The sequence below is a fragment of the Vibrio syngnathi genome (assembly GCF_002119525.1).
GTDB lineage: Bacteria > Pseudomonadota > Gammaproteobacteria > Enterobacterales > Vibrionaceae > Vibrio > Vibrio syngnathi.
On the sequence record NZ_CP017917.1, the window covers coordinates 1,481,999 to 1,497,199 of the forward strand.

Consider the following 15,201-nt stretch of genomic DNA (forward strand, 5'->3'; position numbering starts at 1 on the left):
GGTATGACGTGCTTCAGATTGTGATGCCGCTTCAGTTTGCGATATTTAATAATAGCTTACCGCACTTTTTCATAACTTCATGTCGTGTATTTTCACTTATGAGACTTTCCTTCTGAGTGCGGTTTTATTTTATAAAACATGGACTCAGCCTCTCACTCATTAAGCAACAGAATTGTAACAAGATACAATTTTTTAGTTGTCCATCGAAAACAGATTTATTTTCAGTCATGAAATTAAAACTCTCTCGAATACTGATGGGCAAGCTCCTTCAAAACTGACGGGAGCCGATTCTAGGACCACTTGGTTCTAAACCTTCAAGGAATGAGAGAAATAGTATGATTCGTATAAACACCTGTGCTGCGAGTATTGCTCTAGCGCTATCTGGTACAGCATTGGCCGCGCCAACAGCACCTAGCATTGATATGTACGGTTCCAACAACCTACAGTTTTCTAAAATTGAACTCGCGATGGAAACCACCTCTGGCTACAACCAGATGGTTAAATATCACGATAAAGCAAAAGTCGACGTTAAGTTCAACCAATGGAGCGGAACGTCAGGAAACACGTACAACATCTACTTTGATGGCGTTAAAGTAGCGACGGGCCCAATTACTGGCAGCCAAACCACGGCTTCATTCGAATACGGCCAAGGCGGCTTATTCGATATGGAAATTGAAGCGTGTGATGAAACAGGCTGTGCCAAGAGTGCACCCGCTCAGATCACCATCGCTGATACCGATGGATCACACCTAGCGCCACTTGCGATGAACGTGGACCCGAACAACAAGTCATACAACACAGACCCAAACACGGTAGTAGGTACTTACTTTGTTGAGTGGGGTATCTATGGCCGTGATTACACAGTCGATAACCTACCTGCTGACAATTTGACCCATATCCTTTATGGCTTCATCCCAATTTGTGGTCCTAACGAATCAGTGAAATCAGTGGGCGGCAACAGTTACAACGCACTCATGACAGCATGTCAGGGCGTTAACGATTACGAAGTGGTGATTCACGACCCTTGGGCGGCTTTCCAAAAGAGCTTCCCGCAAGCGGGTCATGAATACAGCTCCCCTATCAAGGGCAACTACGCAATGATGATGGCGCTAAAACAGCGTAACCCTGATTTGAAGATCATCCCATCGATTGGTGGTTGGACGCTGTCTGACCCATTCTTCGACTTCACAACCAAAGCTAACCGAGACACCTTCATTGCATCGGTTAAGAAATTCCTTAACACGTGGAAATTCTACGATGGTGTAGATATTGACTGGGAGTTCCCTGGTGGAGGCGGTGCGGCGCCAGACCTTGGTGACCCTGTGAATGATGGCCCAGCTTACATTGCACTGATGGCAGAGCTTCGCACGATGCTTGATCAACTAGAAGCGGAAAACGGTCGTACTTACGAGCTAACATCAGCGATCGGTGTTGGTCACGATAAGATTGAAGACGTGAACTACGGCGAGGCTATCCAGTACATGGATTACATCTTTGCAATGACTTACGACTTCTACGGCGGTTGGAATAACGTTTTAGGTCACCAAACAGCACTCAACTGCGGTAACTTCATGCGCCCTGGTCAATGTGATGGCACAGGCCTTGATGAAAATGGCGAACAGTACACAGGCCCAGCCTACACTACAGACAACGGCATCCAATTGCTTCTTGCGCAAGGCGTTCCAGCGAACAAACTTGTGGTTGGTACAGCAATGTACGGTCGTGGTTGGGAGGGCGTATTACCGTCATCACTTTCAGATCCTAGCGATCCAATGACAGGCGTGGGTAATGGCAAACTAACCGGCAGCTCTGCGCAAGGCGTATGGGAAGATGGCGTTATTGACTACAAAGGCATAAAAGCGAACATGCTTGGTGCAAACAACCAAGGCATCAACGGCTTTGAATATGGCTACGACGAAATGGCAGAAGCGCCTTACGTTTGGAACCGTACTTCGGGCAAGCTGATCACATTTGATGATGACCGCTCAGTAAAAGCAAAAGGTGCATACGTTCGTAGCCTTGGCCTTGCGGGTTTATTCTCTTGGGAAATTGATGCGGATAACGGCGATATCCTGAATGCGATGCATGAAGGTCTAGCAGGTGGAACTACTGACCCTGTAAACCGTAAACCAACCGCAGCTGCGGGCGCAGACCAATCGGTTGAAGGCCCAGCTTCTGTTTCTCTAGACGGTAGCGCTTCAAAAGACAGCGACGGCACGATTGCGAGCTATGCTTGGTCACAAGTAAGCGGAACGGCAGTAACTCTGGCCAACGCGAATGCGGCTGTTGCAAGCTTCGATGTGGTTGAAGTCGCTGAACAAGAAGTACTCACGTTCAGCCTAACGGTAACTGATAACGAAGGTGCTACTGCAACTGACACCGTTGTTGTAACGGTAACTCCTAAAGACACAGGCCCAGTCAATACAGCACCAGTTGCTGTGGTTACGGCTCCTTCTGAAGTGAATGCGGGTGATGTAGTCGTGATTGATGCTTCGGCTTCGAGCGATGCGGATCAAGACACGCTGACCTTCACGTGGGATGTACCTGCAGGTATTGATGCTACTGTTCAAGGCGCTTCAGTAAGCTTTGTCGCGGCAGGATACACGCAAGACACGGTACTGAACTTCTCTGTGACAGTCAGTGATGGCACAGAAACATCAGTCGCGGCTACTTCAGTGAAAGTTCTTAAGAAAACCACAGGCGGTGGCACGTGCACTAACGCTTGGGATTCAAATGCGGTCTACACTGGCGGTGATCAAGTGACTCAAGGCGATAAGGTTTGGGAAGCGAAATGGTGGACAACAGGTGAAGATCCAACAACGACTGGCCAATGGGGCGTGTGGAAAGAGATCGGCCCAGCAAACTGTGCTAACTAAAAATAGGGTTTTGATAAACGCTAACTAAGCGTCGACTAAACACCTAAAAGCAAAGGCCAACCAGATAATGTCTGGTTGGCCTTTTTAGAGTTTGTTTTCTTAATTGGCGTTCTACTTGCTTGATTCGTTAAACTTAGCCAATCAAGTTATCAAAACTCTCAAACACTTGCGGGCACTTCATCACTCGTCCGTGGCCTTGACCTTGAGTCGCGATTAAGGTGACACGATCCATTTCATTGGCAGCGCGCTGAGATACATCAAACTTAGTAAACTTGTCTTGTTCATCATGAACAATGATCGTTTGAGATTCACGAAGCGCCAGTTTTCCATAGGGATCAACAGACTGAATTGGGTAGTTAAACTGCTCTTCTACTTCTCCGACTACCGCTTCAAACAGCTTCATTGAATAACCAGAACGCGCAACGCTGCCAAATAGGTTTTCTAGATAATCCAATACAGGGGCAATCAACAATAATGGCTTATCTTCCAATTTAACGTGCTTGCACTCCAACGCAGAAGCGGTACCCATACTGTGACCGACCAAACCTGCCACTTCACCAACCGAATCTAGAACAGCTTCTAAACCATTCACAAACGCTGGGATATGACCATGTACGCCATCACTGCCACCATGAGCAGGATGATCGTAAGCCAAGGCCGTAAAACCTTTAGCAGCAATATGCTCCATCAGAGGGAAAAACTGACTCGCGGTACCAGACCAGCCATGAGTCAGTACCCAGACGGGACCCGTACCTAAAGAGTAAGTTTTCAAAACACCATCACGGCCTTTGATTTCACTCTTGATAAGCCCTTGTGGATCCGCGTTTTTTTGCTCGGTACGCATCGGAGTGAGCAACAGTTTACGTGCCGTTTTCTTTGCGTGGCTCGGTGCTAAAATGTAGTGCAGATTCGTCGTAGCGCCAATTAGGCTGCGCTTGAAGCTGAACTTGTTCGATGTATTAAAATAGATTTTGTCACTCATGACCGTTCCTTGTATCACCATCATTGTTGGCGGATCGAGCTCGGCCCTAAAATCGAACGACCGTGCTATTTGTTAGTATAAAAAATGGCGAAAGCGCTGTTTATGACTGCTTGCCGCCACTTCTCTAAAATTTTCTTGTAAACCTTACTTCAGCAATACTCACATGATTTGCGAGTTAACCTGCTGTATGTATTAAACCGCCTTCCAGCTAGCGACCAAGCGCTCTACGCCACTCCAAAAATGGGTGTGGCTCGCTTGTTGCCCTCGTAACGAGTAGAACAAGTTCGCGCTCAAATAAAGCCCATACAATTCAAAGGTAGCCTGCTTCGGGTCTAAATCGGCTCTAAACTGTTTGCTCTCAACCGCTTTTGCTACCTGAATCGTCAAGTAATCAATCCACACTGAAATGGTTTTCTGCAGTGCTTTCTGAATCACAGAGGTTTCACTGCCCGCATCTTTCCAAGCGTCAATAAACATGCAGCTGCCTTGGAACGAGTGGTTCCAGCCCAGCCAGTTATCGAGCAGTTGTTTAAGCTTGGCTTCAATATCACCATCCCCCAGCTCTCGTGCGGGAATGATGACTCTTTCAGTGAATATGGCGTTGGAATACTCGAGTACAGAGAGTTGCAGGTTCTCTTTAGAGTTGAAGTGCGCAAACAAGCCACTCTTAGACATGCCACACTGCTTGGCTAACTCGCCAATCGTCAAACTCTCAAGTCCATTCTCACTCGCTAGCTCGAATGCATGGCTCAAAATATACTCTTTGGTTATCTTTCCTTTGCTCATTATTCACCAATAACAAATTTGATACACTATTTTTAGCACGTTCGTTCTTTTTTTCAAGATTTTTTACTTAACCCTTGGTATTCATTTTGTCTTATCAAAGAATTGTGGAAAAATGCGACAGTATTCAAAGGAAATTGAAATCGACTAACAAAGGAAAAAAAATGAACACACTTTGGGAACAGTTTGCGTTTTCGGCGTCAGTAACAGGCCCTATCTGTTTAATGCTGTTTCTTGGTGTGATGCTTAAGCGGATCGGCTTAATCAATGACAATTTCATTGATGTCGCGTCTAAGGTGGTATTTCAAGTCACCCTACCCGCGATGCTATTTCTGAGTATTGTTCAGTCTAACCACGACTTTGCAGCCAGTAGCGCGCTAGTTGCCTTTGGCGTCATCGCTAACTTTGTCTTTTTCTTGTTCACGATTTTCTCAACCAAATTAGTATTCAAAGGTTCGAAAGATCAAGGTGTGATTGTCCAAGGTGGATTCCGCGCTAATACCGCGATCATCGGCCTCGCCTATGTGGCTAATATCTATGGTAACCAAGGTGTGGCACTGGCTGCTATCTATGTCGCATCCCTAACCGTGCTATATAACATTCAAGCCGTGATTGCACTGACACCAAAAGGCGAAGACACTGGCGCGAAAGCGGTTAAAGTGATCGCAAAGTCGATAACCAAAAACCCGTTGATCATCGCTATTTTCTTAGCGGTTATCTTCTATGCGCTTTCGATTCCTATCCCCAAAATGGTCACTGACGCTGGTCAATACTTTGCCAACATGACATTACCTTTGGCCCTGCTGTGCACCGGTGGCTCGCTAGATATCAGCTCACTCAAACAAGAAAAGTTATCGACGTGGTTCGCCTCTAGCTACAAGTTAATCGCCTCACCTTTACTGACTACACTGGCTGGTTGGTACTTAGGGTTTGAAGGGCTCGATCTCGGGCTTATCTTCTTGATGAGCGCAGCTCCGACCGCTGCTGCTAGCTATGTTATGGCACGTGCAATGGGTGGAAACTCCACATTGGCTGCCAATATTATCGCGTTAACCACTGTCGTTTCACTTATCACTTGCACCCTTGGTATATTTGCACTGACTGCAATGGATTTAATATAGCTGCGACAGGCTTCAAAAAATCAATATAAGCCTTAAATCAAAGGCCTCCACCTTTGATTTAGGACTAACGGATTCCACATAAAGACTGTTAGATTTTACGAAATTTTTCTTAGAGATCTGATATGTCTTCCGTTCAAAATATGCCTTCACAACGCATCGCCAGTATAGAGTTAGGTCGAGTGATGGCTATCTTGGCGATCATTGGCTTACACGGCCAGATGGCCCTTACTTATTGGCAAATAGATGAAGTGCCTTGGATCGGTTATGTGCTCAACCAAGCCGCTCGTTTTGCGGTACCTCTGTTCTTCCTGATTTCTGGTTACCTTATTCAGCCCAAGTTGGCTGCATCGCCATGGGAAACCGTCCTGAACTACTCTAAACCACTGCTTAAAGTTTGGTTGGCATGGAGCATCATTTGCTTAGTGATGCCATTCAATCTCGCGAAGGTAGGAGAGTTTGGCTATCTAGGTGAACGTGAAGGCTATTGGGGTTTCTTAATGAGCACTCCTCTTAACTCATTCTTAGAGGGAGGTCTGGTGCATTTGTGGTTCATTCCAGCCCTTGTTTGCGCAGTGTTGATCATCGCTTTATTGATTGATTTGAAACTCAACAAACTGTTATTACCGATCGCTATTGCACTCTATGGCTATGGTGTTTTGGCAGGAAGCTACGCAACGCTGACCGGATTAGAAGCACCCTTCTTCACGCGTAACGGCCCGTTCTTTGGCACATTAATGGTGACCTTAGGTTTCCTTATTCGTCAGAATCAATGGAAGGTGTCATCAACTAAAGCGTTGGGGTTATTAGCGTTAGGCATGTTGATTCACTTTGCTGAGGCGGCATGGTTAACTCGGTTTGATATCGCCTTTAATATTCACGATTTCTTATTTGGTACGGCTTTGTGGGGGATTGGTGTGTTCATGTGGCTTTTAGCTAATCCAAACATGGGTAACTACGCTTGGGTTCGTGCCATTTCAAATCGTATGCTGGGTATCTACGTCAGCCATTTGCTGATCATTATCGTGTTGTTCAATGTCTGTGGAATATTGGGCATCACTGAACTCGCTAAAGATATCACCGTGTTCTTCGGCACCTTTATCCTCAGTTTTATATTGATCGCTGGTATAGAAAAAACGCCACTGCGACACTGGTTACTTCGTTAGTACTCATCTAGCTAACGACGCATTACAGGCCTTGTGACAAACCTCTGTCTGTAATTTTCCTTGCTACAACATTCTTTTGTGTAACGAGGTTCGCCTTGCCAGTGAAAGCACTAACTCGCTTTCACTGGCAGCCTTAAGCTTCAACATGCCTTTTCCACTTATGCGTTACTCTCTTTTAACCACTGACGTGGAGACACACCCGATACATGCTGAAATGCGCGTGAAAAACCTGAATAACTGCTGTAACCCACTTCATCAGCGACCCAGTTGATGGGCTTATTTTGCAGTAGCAGAGATTGAGCTACGGAAACGCGCCACTTTTGCACGTAATCTCCCGGTGTTTCACCCACTTCACGCTTGAACGCCTCAATAAATTGAGTACGAGACATCGCTGCCAGTGACGCCATTTCTACAACCGAAAAGTGACGAGCAGGCAACCGGTGAATGGCCGTCACTACAGGAGCAAGCCTTGGGTGTGCAAGAGCAGAGAAAACGCCGCTATCGATCTTCTGTTGTTCAATGAGATGACGGAAAATTAAAGCCATCAATGCATCACTCAATCTATCCATTAGATATTGTTGCCCCGACGATTGTTGTCCTGAAGATTCTTGCCCCGACTCTCGAAATAGCACCTCAATCACGGGCATTAAGTTCGGTGCATCTTCAAACGGAATCACTATCATGTCGGGCAGAGCCGATAATAAAGGATTCATCTGCCCTGAACGATACTCTACATTCGCACACACAAGCTCTGCGCCTTCTCCCACACCTTCAATTGCATGTGGTGTGCTATTCGGCAGATAAATAATACAGGGCTGAGAAAGCTGCCTGCATTCCGTATGAGCACCAGACAAGGTCAACTCCCCCGAGCTTAATACATGAAGGTGCCCTTCTTTGCCTTGTTGCGCGTTAAATGACGACACCCCACACAGGTTTCCAGAATAGAAAACGCCAGTGCGTATCGAGAAGTGTTCCATTAATTGTGACAGCAGATCCATGCACCCTCCGAACAATTCGCTTACTTTTAAGTTCTTTTGTCCCTTTATAGACCGGACAAGTGGGCTAAATTACTTCAAACAAAATAACCAACACTGACAAGGAACTTGATATGTCACACATGAAATCGACCAGTCAAACAATCACTCTATTGGCCGCGTTACTAGGAACCAGCTTTTCGTTAATGGCAGCAGACCTTGATATGAGTGTCGACAACAATGACATCGCCATTAAAGGTTATGACCCTGTCGCTTACTTTGCCAATGAGGGGCCAGTTAAAGGCACATCTGAATTCACAGCGACTTATAAGAATGCGATTTATAACTTTGTGAGCAGTGAAAACCGAGATGAATTCCGATCTAACCCATCGGCTTATGCTCCTCAATATGGTGGCTATTGTGCCTTTGGTGTGGCGATGGGTAAGAAATTTGAAACGGACCCACTAGCTTGGAAAGTAGAAGGTGGGAAGCTGTACTTGAACTTAGATAAGTCAGTTCAAAAGCGTTGGCTGGAGAATACGCAAGAATTCATCCAAGACGCCAACAGCAATTGGACGACGATCAAAACTGTCGAAGCTTATAAGCTCTAAGCTCTAAGCTCTAAACTCTAAGCTCTAAGCTCTAAACTCTAAACTCTAAACTCTAAGCTTTAAGTTCTAGATTCTAGCATTCAACATTTATCCATTGCCCACTAACAAAACGGAAGCGACCGAACGCTTCCGTTTTTATTTTCACGGCTCAAATACAGATAAGCTGCCAATTATTGATAACACCAAGATAAACAGCGATGTAACGCTCAAATCAGAGAGAAATCAGTGCGATTTCAGCACGAATAAAAACCATTTTTATTCTATACTCCTAAAGATAAGCTTTTCTTTTCATGGAAGAATAATGATATTACCTAAGATTTTAGCCACAGGACTCTATGCTTTATCAACACTGACTTACGCTGCTTCATGGCAGTTCGTAAAAAGTGAAGATGGCATCATCATTGATAAGAGACCTCACACTGAAGGCTTGGTAGAAATACGAGCACAAATGCAAACGCCCACCACTTATTCTAGTTTTTTGCTGTTATTGGAAGACAGCGAGAACGTGCCAAACTGGATAGATAACGTATCGGAAAGTCGTGTCTTGATGCAGATATCTGAGGATGAAAATATCGTCTATACCCAGTTCAAAGCGCCTTGGCCTGCTAGAGACCGAGATATGGTGACCTACTCAAAATACAGTATCGAGGATGGGCAGTTTGTCTTGTCGATCAAGGATGCGTCTGATTATTTGGCGAAAGAGTCGGGGTACATTCGAATTTATGATGTAGATGCCTTATGGACTCTGCAACCGCTCACCAATGGTAATACCTACATCACCTACACCGCTTACGCGAACGCAGGTGGCATCCTGCCAAATTGGTTAATGAACAAATTATCGATTGATAGTGCACTGAGCACGTTTAAAGGGCTAAAAGAACAATTACAGAAGTACCAAGGCCAACAACACCCTAACCTGCCAAGTGAGTCTCGCTAACGGAACAAGTAGATAAGTAAATAGGGGAATAAGATTAAAAGCTAAGGCCTTCGAGCGAGGTCTCGAGCTAAGATAAGCGCTAAACCAAACACCTGAAGAAACAGGGCGATATTCTTGTAGAAAGCCATTTTTTCATCGAGCCTTTGGATTAATTCAACCAAGGTCAGATTATCCAAATAGTAGTCATCAATTCGTGCTCGTTGGGCTTCTTGAGCACTGTTTATCAGCATCATAAGCTTGGGTAAATTAGCCAACGAGATGGCTGGCACCTCATCACTCACCCAACTCCGAAGTTGTCCGCGAAGCGCTTCATCAAGAATAGTGGCGGGTTGTGCGGCTTCCTTAGATAGCTTATCAAGGTGAATAAGAATAGCTTCACGCTTGCGCTCTAAGGTTTCGATCGTATTCCAGGCCAGTTGTATTGAGTACACATTGCCGTATTTACGATCCTTGTATTCCGATTTTTCCGCTTCAATTTTGTCGAGCACCAAGCTCGACATGACAATAGCCATGACGTTCAGTATGAGACCTGCAAGGACAATCGCCCAAGCAGGAGGAAGGCGTAATGCCATAATGCTCCCTAGAACATTTTATCAAAAGGTAGGTAAGCTAAGTTTAGAACAATCAAAGAGATCATGCAGATAAGCGTTAACACCATGCCCACTTTTCTACCCTTTAAGTTTTTTGCCAGAATACCTTTTGCATGAATCACACGCCCCAGAATAAATGCAACACCAATGGCATGAATAAGCCACACACTGACACCATTCATCTCTAAAAAGCCCATCAAAATAACCGTAATTGGGATGTAATCCATTGCATTACTTTGTGCGGAACGTGCTATCTGTAGCGACTCAACACCGCCATCTGCATGAGCAACCAGATTGATTCGTCTTTGCTTAATGACTTCTATCGCCAACCAAATCATTACGACCGTCAGTAAGGCTGCGTAAAGTGCTGTAACCATTATATTTTCCTATTACTTTGAGTTTGTTGAGCGTATTTCGCTCACCTATCGACGGATGAGTTCAACAACGAATGATATTCGCGCCCGAACATTTGTAAGAGATCTCTCACACCGAACGTAAGAGATCACAATCAAGCTTCGCAGAAAAAAGAAAAATTACAAACCCAACCCCTTGTTTTATATGAATCCACGCATATTTATTTTAGTTAACGAGGATATTTATTTCCTAAGGCTAATTGCGAATAAAGCCTCCAAAGTGTTTAATATCCAAGTCGACAGGGAGTTGGCAGGAACAGGGAAAAGCCTAACGGATTAGGTATCTTCAGGATGAAGATTTGATGGCTTAGGATGAGTGATCAGCAAGGAAGTTTTACTCTAGGATAGAGTCACTTGTCAGGATGATGAGTTAGCATGGACACCGCTAGGAAGGCGATGGATTGGATAGGTTAAAGGATTTAGCCAAATCAAGGAACGATGCAAGGAGCATACGTGACCTTATTAAAAAATAAGTAACAACGTCAGTAGCAGGATGGCTACGAAAAAGAATAAACCCCGTTTGGTGAAAGCCAAACGGGGTTTCTTTTTTCAACGTCGAAAAGCTATTAGTAACTAATCGCTCCAATAGTAGCTAACCGTTCAAAGCCACGTTACAAAATAATGTTCATCAAAAACATAGCACCAAACGCATTCAATACTGAAATCGCGATCATCACAGGGATATAACGACCTTCAGTACCAATTGGTCCCATGATGCGTCCCATATATTGCACCTGAGAACCCATCAAGTAGATAGCTGGCGCCAAGATAGCAATATGGTTGCCGTTCAGAATGCCTTGGTCAAACAGCGTGATAACCACACCGACTGCACCACCCATCGACATCCACGCGCCAATCAATACTGCTGCCGCTTCGCCCGGTAAACCAAATACCGCCATGATAGGTGCAAACACACTACCCATCAGATCCAGTGCACCCGTAATCTGCAACGCCTTAATAATCACAAACGCCATCAGAACATTAGGTACTGTAGAGGTTGTAGCAATAACCCAGCCTTTCTTAGCACCTTCAACGAAAATATCAGTAACCATTGGTTTCTTTGCTTTAACTTCGCTCATTATGCTACTTCCTCTTCCAGTTTTTGTTCTTTGTCTGATTTTGTTTTGTCTTCTTTACCTTCAGTAATATTGAGGTAAAGGCGGAATAAGTTCGCACCAACAAACTTGAAGATAAACATCACCGCAACAGCAAGACCTATTGACGATGTCACTGCCAAAGAACCATCCATCGCTGTCAGAGTAAACAGCACCGCACCTGAAGAGAAAAAGTTAACGATCGCCGCACCCGCAGTAAACTGGAACATGGTGAACACATCGGTTTCACGCTTAGTCAAATGCCCTTCATCTTTGAGCTGACGTGTCATCGCAGCACCCGCATCGGTACTTTGCAGGGAAGCAATCAGTGCCAAGCCTGAGTTACCTGGAATGCCCATTAAAGGACGAAGTAGTGGAGTTAGTAGTTTACGAGCCGCGTCCAGTGCACCGTAGTGCTCAAGTACGTTAATCATGCCCAATGCAAACATCACGGTCGGAATAAGTGTCAATGCAAAAATGAAACCGTCGCGCGCACCACTACCGCCTTTTCCACGCAGTGACGTGGTTGCTGCTTGAATACCATCGGCCGACTCACTCACATCGTAAGCAACCTTGCCGAATGAACCGTTAAGCGTCGTAAAATCGAGCACTCCATACCATTCATTGGACTGCATTAAGCCTGAAAAGAACACAATCGCGAACGCGAGTGCGATATAGCTGCCGATCGTGACTTTACGATCGGTTTTGGTTGGATTAGTCATAAGGACCTCTATACATCTCGTTTATGTGGAACAGAACACGTATAGATAGTGCAAACTAATGAGAAAAAGGTTAATGACCAAAATCAAATAGTGCATCAGTTTAAATAAAAGAACCAAAGCAACATATAAAACTGTGATTAGCATTTAAAAGCAGAAGCATACGCTAAATAGATTAGAATATTTATCATACAAAACTAAACAAACCTAGCTTCAACACCGCAACCAAAAGGGCACATAATTGTCACAATAATCAGGCTTCGAATAGAAAGCTCAAAAAAATCTTTCATCGTGATCTCACGTTTTCACCCAATCTACTGTTTTCAATATAATCTATTGAATTATTAAGATATCTATCACACTGCACAGGATTATTTAGGTCTACGCTTTTACCCGTGTTAATAACTTATTAACTTCGGAGCGTAATCCATGTTAAGTATCCAGCTTTCTGCTGTTCTCTCTTTATTATTTTTTTCTACCGTAGCAGGCGCTGCCACTTCTCAGTTAGGAGAACCGCTCAAGCTAACTAGCTCGTTTGCTGGCTACCTATCGCTGACCATTTTCGTTGTCGCCTACATAGTGGTGATGATGGAAGAATACCTAAAGCTCCGAAAATCCAAACCCGTTCTACTTGCCGCTGGCCTGATCTGGATAATCATTGGCTTTACCTACCAAGAACACAACCTTGTTGAAGTCGCTAAACAAGCGCTCGAACACAACTTACTCGAATACGCCGAACTATTACTCTTTCTACTCGTCGCCATGACATACATTAGCGCGATGGAAGAGAGAAGACTGTTTGATGCGTTGCAAGCGTGGATGGTAGGCAAAGGCTTTAACTTTCGCTCTTTGTTCTGGATAACCGGTATTCTAGCCTTCTTTATCTCACCTATCGCCGACAACCTCACGACAGCTCTACTGATGTGCGCTGTGGTTCTTAAAGTGGCAGGTTCTAACCCTAAATTCGTCAACCTAGCCTGCGTGAATATCGTGATAGCCGCCAACGCTGGCGGTGCGTTTAGTCCATTCGGCGACATCACAACGCTCATGGTGTGGCAGGCTGGTTATGTGAGTTTTAGCGAGTTCATTCCTTTGTTTATTCCTTCGGTGATGAATTACCTCGTCCCTGCGTTGATCATGTCTTACTTTGTACCCACCACTCAGCCCGACACAGTCCATCAACACGTTGAATTAAAACGTGGTGCGAGGCGCATCGTATTCTTGTTTATTATGACAATAGCGACCGCTGTTGCTTTTCATGCCGTACTCCACTTCCCTCCAGTAATGGGCATGATGATGGGGCTCGCCTATCTGCAGTTCTTTGGTTATTACTTACGCAAGACTTTGCCCAACTCACTCGCCAAGAAAAAGGCGGTGGCGATCGCCAATAACGATGAAGGCGCCCTGAAACGACTCGGTTCTGTTGTGCCATTCGATGTATTTCGAAGAGTGTCGCATGCCGAATGGGACACGCTTTTGTTCTTCTACGGCGTGGTAATGTGTGTCGGTGGCTTGAGTCTACTTGGTTACTTGGAATTAGCTTCGGGCGTGATGTATAGCCAGTGGGATCCAATTTGGGCCAACGTCATGGTGGGGATCTTATCGGCTATTGTCGATAACATTCCGGTGATGTTTGCGGTGTTATCCATGGAGCCACAAATGTCGATGGGCAACTGGCTACTGATCACTTTAACTGCAGGGGTTGGCGGCAGCTTGTTATCTATAGGTAGTGCAGCAGGTGTGGCATTGATGGGGGCGGCGCATGGTAAGTACACCTTCTTTGGCCACTTAAAATGGATGCCAGTAATCATGATTGGTTACGGGGTCAGTATCGCCGCTCACCTATGGCTGAACGGTGATATGTTCTAGTCTAAAGGGGAATCAACTAAAGGCATATCAACACGTGTCCAGACGTTGCTTAACTGCACTGCTGGACACTGGTTGCAGGTTAACACCGCTCCTTCTTGTTGAATGCGCATCATCAACCCAGAATCCACTCGGCTATTTCCTGAATTCAACTCAATGTTAATCAAATCATTTTCAATACGATAAGTTCTAGTGACCGTATTGCCGATTGTTTGATAGGTCATTTGCCCTGACTCAAAAAGTAGATAGCTGTTATCATCCGCGTTCTCATACATCCCTTTGAACAAAACAAGCTGCGGTACTTCAAAGGGGCGACTAGTATCAGTTAAACAACCGGTCAGCAATAACACACTAGTGAAAGCTATTATCAGAGAATGATGGTTATTCATTTGGGCATCCTTGCCTAAAAAACATGGCTAAATAATATGCAACCAAATCATTATTTTCCAGAAAGTAGCGAATTTATTGCAAAGTCACGTTTTTATTACAGAGTCACGCTTGGGATCTCTTAGTATTCTCCCTGAGTCGTACAAACCTTCAACCTTAATCCACAGAACAACGCTTCAAGTCGCTAGTTGTACAGCTTCCTAATCTTGTTCTCTTCCCTCAATCACCAATAAGCGCTGTTTACGTTCTACGCCACCCGCATACCCGGTCAGCTTGCCATTTTTACCTATCACACGGTGACACGGCACAATCACAGACACTGGATTTTTACCATTGGCTAGTCCCACTGCGCGCACCGCTTTCGGGTTACCGATCGCATCGGCCAATTGTGCATAGCTCCAAGTCTCTCCATAAGGAATGGTCGTCAGCGCCTGCCAAACCGACTGCTGAAATGGCGTTCCCTTGACTGCGATCGGCACAGAAAACTGGATAGCTTCACCTGAGAAATAACGATTAAGCTGCTCGATAGCCAACGCAAAGATCGGAAAGCCATCATCTCGAACACCTAACTGCTCTGGCTTGGTAGTGTATGTTTCAAACCAAAGACCGAGCAGCCCATCATCGTTAGCCTGTAACGTCACGGTTCCCAATGGGCTCTCATAATAAGTAAAACGGTTAGCCATAA

15 protein-coding genes are annotated in these 15,201 nt (G+C 45.1%); 6 read left to right on the forward strand and 9 right to left on the reverse strand.

Annotation, left to right across the window (positions count from 1 at the left end; translation table 11 throughout):
- The first annotated feature begins 335 nt into the window (after window positions 1–335).
- A complete protein-coding gene (locus K08M4_RS21400) occupies window positions 336–2,876 on the forward strand; it encodes a glycosyl hydrolase family 18 protein (protein ID WP_086051400.1) in 2,541 nt (846 codons plus the stop codon).
- A 133-nt stretch (window positions 2,877–3,009) separates the two neighbouring features.
- Here K08M4_RS21400 and K08M4_RS21405 read toward each other — a convergent pair whose 3' ends face one another.
- Complete coding sequence (locus tag K08M4_RS21405) at window positions 3,010–3,858, reverse strand: alpha/beta hydrolase (RefSeq protein ID WP_086051401.1); 849 nt, start codon at window positions 3,856–3,858, stop codon at window positions 3,010–3,012.
- Between the two features lie 192 nt (window positions 3,859–4,050).
- Window positions 4,051–4,644, reverse strand: a complete 594-nt coding sequence (locus K08M4_RS21410) for a TetR/AcrR family transcriptional regulator (RefSeq protein ID WP_086051402.1) — start codon at window positions 4,642–4,644, stop codon at window positions 4,051–4,053.
- Between the two features lie 161 nt (window positions 4,645–4,805).
- Between K08M4_RS21410 and K08M4_RS21415 the strand changes: the two genes are divergently transcribed.
- The gene (locus K08M4_RS21415) at window positions 4,806–5,762 is read left to right on the forward strand and encodes an AEC family transporter (protein WP_086051403.1); all 957 of its coding nucleotides are present in this window, start codon (window positions 4,806–4,808) and stop codon (window positions 5,760–5,762) included.
- A 122-nt stretch (window positions 5,763–5,884) separates the two neighbouring features.
- On the forward strand, window positions 5,885–6,925 hold the full coding sequence (locus tag K08M4_RS21420) for an acyltransferase (protein ID WP_086051404.1): 1,041 nt from the start codon (window positions 5,885–5,887) through the stop codon (window positions 6,923–6,925).
- A 158-nt stretch (window positions 6,926–7,083) separates the two neighbouring features.
- Here the strand turns inward: K08M4_RS21420 and K08M4_RS21425 are convergent, their stop codons facing one another.
- Complete coding sequence (locus K08M4_RS21425) at window positions 7,084–7,923, reverse strand: AraC family transcriptional regulator (protein WP_086051405.1); 840 nt, start codon at window positions 7,921–7,923, stop codon at window positions 7,084–7,086.
- A gap of 110 nt (window positions 7,924–8,033) precedes the next feature.
- Between K08M4_RS21425 and K08M4_RS21430 the strand changes: the two genes are divergently transcribed.
- Complete coding sequence (locus tag K08M4_RS21430; RefSeq protein ID WP_086051406.1) at window positions 8,034–8,510, forward strand: YHS domain-containing (seleno)protein; 477 nt, start codon at window positions 8,034–8,036, stop codon at window positions 8,508–8,510.
- Window positions 8,511–8,811: 301 nt separating this feature from the next.
- On the forward strand, window positions 8,812–9,447 hold the full coding sequence (locus tag K08M4_RS21435) for an START domain-containing protein (protein WP_086051407.1): 636 nt from the start codon (window positions 8,812–8,814) through the stop codon (window positions 9,445–9,447).
- 41 nt (window positions 9,448–9,488) lie between these two features.
- Here the strand turns inward: K08M4_RS21435 and K08M4_RS21440 are convergent, their stop codons facing one another.
- The 4 genes from K08M4_RS21440 to K08M4_RS21455 form a co-directional block, all read right to left on the reverse strand.
- On the reverse strand, window positions 9,489–10,019 hold the full coding sequence (locus tag K08M4_RS21440; protein ID WP_086051408.1) for a DNA mismatch repair protein: 531 nt from the start codon (window positions 10,017–10,019) through the stop codon (window positions 9,489–9,491).
- Between the two features lie 8 nt (window positions 10,020–10,027).
- A complete protein-coding gene (locus tag K08M4_RS21445) occupies window positions 10,028–10,414 on the reverse strand; it encodes an MAPEG family protein (protein WP_086051409.1) in 387 nt (128 codons plus the stop codon).
- 647 nt (window positions 10,415–11,061) lie between these two features.
- The gene (locus K08M4_RS21450) at window positions 11,062–11,529 is read right to left on the reverse strand and encodes a YjiG family protein (protein ID WP_004737023.1); all 468 of its coding nucleotides are present in this window, start codon (window positions 11,527–11,529) and stop codon (window positions 11,062–11,064) included.
- Window positions 11,529–12,266: a nucleoside recognition domain-containing protein gene (locus tag K08M4_RS21455; protein WP_009846112.1), complete on the reverse strand. Its 738-nt coding sequence runs from the start codon at window positions 12,264–12,266 to the stop codon at window positions 11,529–11,531. The genes K08M4_RS21450 and K08M4_RS21455 overlap by 1 nt, the downstream gene beginning before the upstream one ends.
- Window positions 12,267–12,692: 426 nt before the next feature.
- Here K08M4_RS21455 and nhaD point away from each other — a divergent pair, with 426 nt between their 5' ends.
- The gene (gene nhaD, locus K08M4_RS21460) at window positions 12,693–14,132 is read left to right on the forward strand and encodes a sodium:proton antiporter NhaD (protein WP_086051410.1); all 1,440 of its coding nucleotides are present in this window, start codon (window positions 12,693–12,695) and stop codon (window positions 14,130–14,132) included.
- Here nhaD and K08M4_RS21465 read toward each other — a convergent pair.
- Together K08M4_RS21465 and K08M4_RS21470 are read right to left on the reverse strand one after the other, a co-directional pair.
- Window positions 14,129–14,518: a hypothetical protein gene (locus tag K08M4_RS21465; protein ID WP_086051411.1), complete on the reverse strand. Its 390-nt coding sequence runs from the start codon at window positions 14,516–14,518 to the stop codon at window positions 14,129–14,131. The two genes, nhaD and K08M4_RS21465, sit on opposite strands and share 4 nt — an antisense overlap.
- A 198-nt stretch (window positions 14,519–14,716) precedes the next feature.
- The gene (locus K08M4_RS21470) at window positions 14,717–15,199 is read right to left on the reverse strand and encodes a methylated-DNA--[protein]-cysteine S-methyltransferase (protein WP_086051412.1); all 483 of its coding nucleotides are present in this window, start codon (window positions 15,197–15,199) and stop codon (window positions 14,717–14,719) included.
- Window positions 15,200–15,201: the final 2 nt, after the last annotated feature.

Bases quoted from the DNA above. Each gene is read 5' to 3' on its own strand.
- K08M4_RS21410 (WP_086051402.1), bottom strand. From the start codon at position 4,644: ATGAGCAAAGGAAAGATAACCAAAGAGTATATTTTGAGCCATGCATTC.
- K08M4_RS21435 (WP_086051407.1), top strand. From the start codon at position 8,812: ATGATATTACCTAAGATTTTAGCCACAGGACTCTATGCTTTATCAACA.
- nhaD (WP_086051410.1), top strand. From the start codon at position 12,693: ATGTTAAGTATCCAGCTTTCTGCTGTTCTCTCTTTATTATTTTTTTCT.
- K08M4_RS21420 (WP_086051404.1), top strand. From the start codon at position 5,885: ATGTCTTCCGTTCAAAATATGCCTTCACAACGCATCGCCAGTATAGAG.
- K08M4_RS21455 (WP_009846112.1), bottom strand. From the start codon at position 12,266: ATGACTAATCCAACCAAAACCGATCGTAAAGTCACGATCGGCAGCTAT.
- K08M4_RS21430 (WP_086051406.1), top strand. From the start codon at position 8,034: ATGTCACACATGAAATCGACCAGTCAAACAATCACTCTATTGGCCGCG.
- K08M4_RS21400 (WP_086051400.1), top strand. From the start codon at position 336: ATGATTCGTATAAACACCTGTGCTGCGAGTATTGCTCTAGCGCTATCT.
- K08M4_RS21415 (WP_086051403.1), top strand. From the start codon at position 4,806: ATGAACACACTTTGGGAACAGTTTGCGTTTTCGGCGTCAGTAACAGGC.
- K08M4_RS21470 (WP_086051412.1), bottom strand. From the start codon at position 15,199: ATGGCTAACCGTTTTACTTATTATGAGAGCCCATTGGGAACCGTGACG.
- K08M4_RS21425 (WP_086051405.1), bottom strand. From the start codon at position 7,923: ATGGATCTGCTGTCACAATTAATGGAACACTTCTCGATACGCACTGGC.
- K08M4_RS21440 (WP_086051408.1), bottom strand. From the start codon at position 10,019: ATGGCATTACGCCTTCCTCCTGCTTGGGCGATTGTCCTTGCAGGTCTC.
- K08M4_RS21405 (WP_086051401.1), bottom strand. From the start codon at position 3,858: ATGAGTGACAAAATCTATTTTAATACATCGAACAAGTTCAGCTTCAAG.
- K08M4_RS21465 (WP_086051411.1), bottom strand. From the start codon at position 14,518: ATGAATAACCATCATTCTCTGATAATAGCTTTCACTAGTGTGTTATTG.
- K08M4_RS21445 (WP_086051409.1), bottom strand. From the start codon at position 10,414: ATGGTTACAGCACTTTACGCAGCCTTACTGACGGTCGTAATGATTTGG.
- K08M4_RS21450 (WP_004737023.1), bottom strand. From the start codon at position 11,529: ATGAGCGAAGTTAAAGCAAAGAAACCAATGGTTACTGATATTTTCGTT.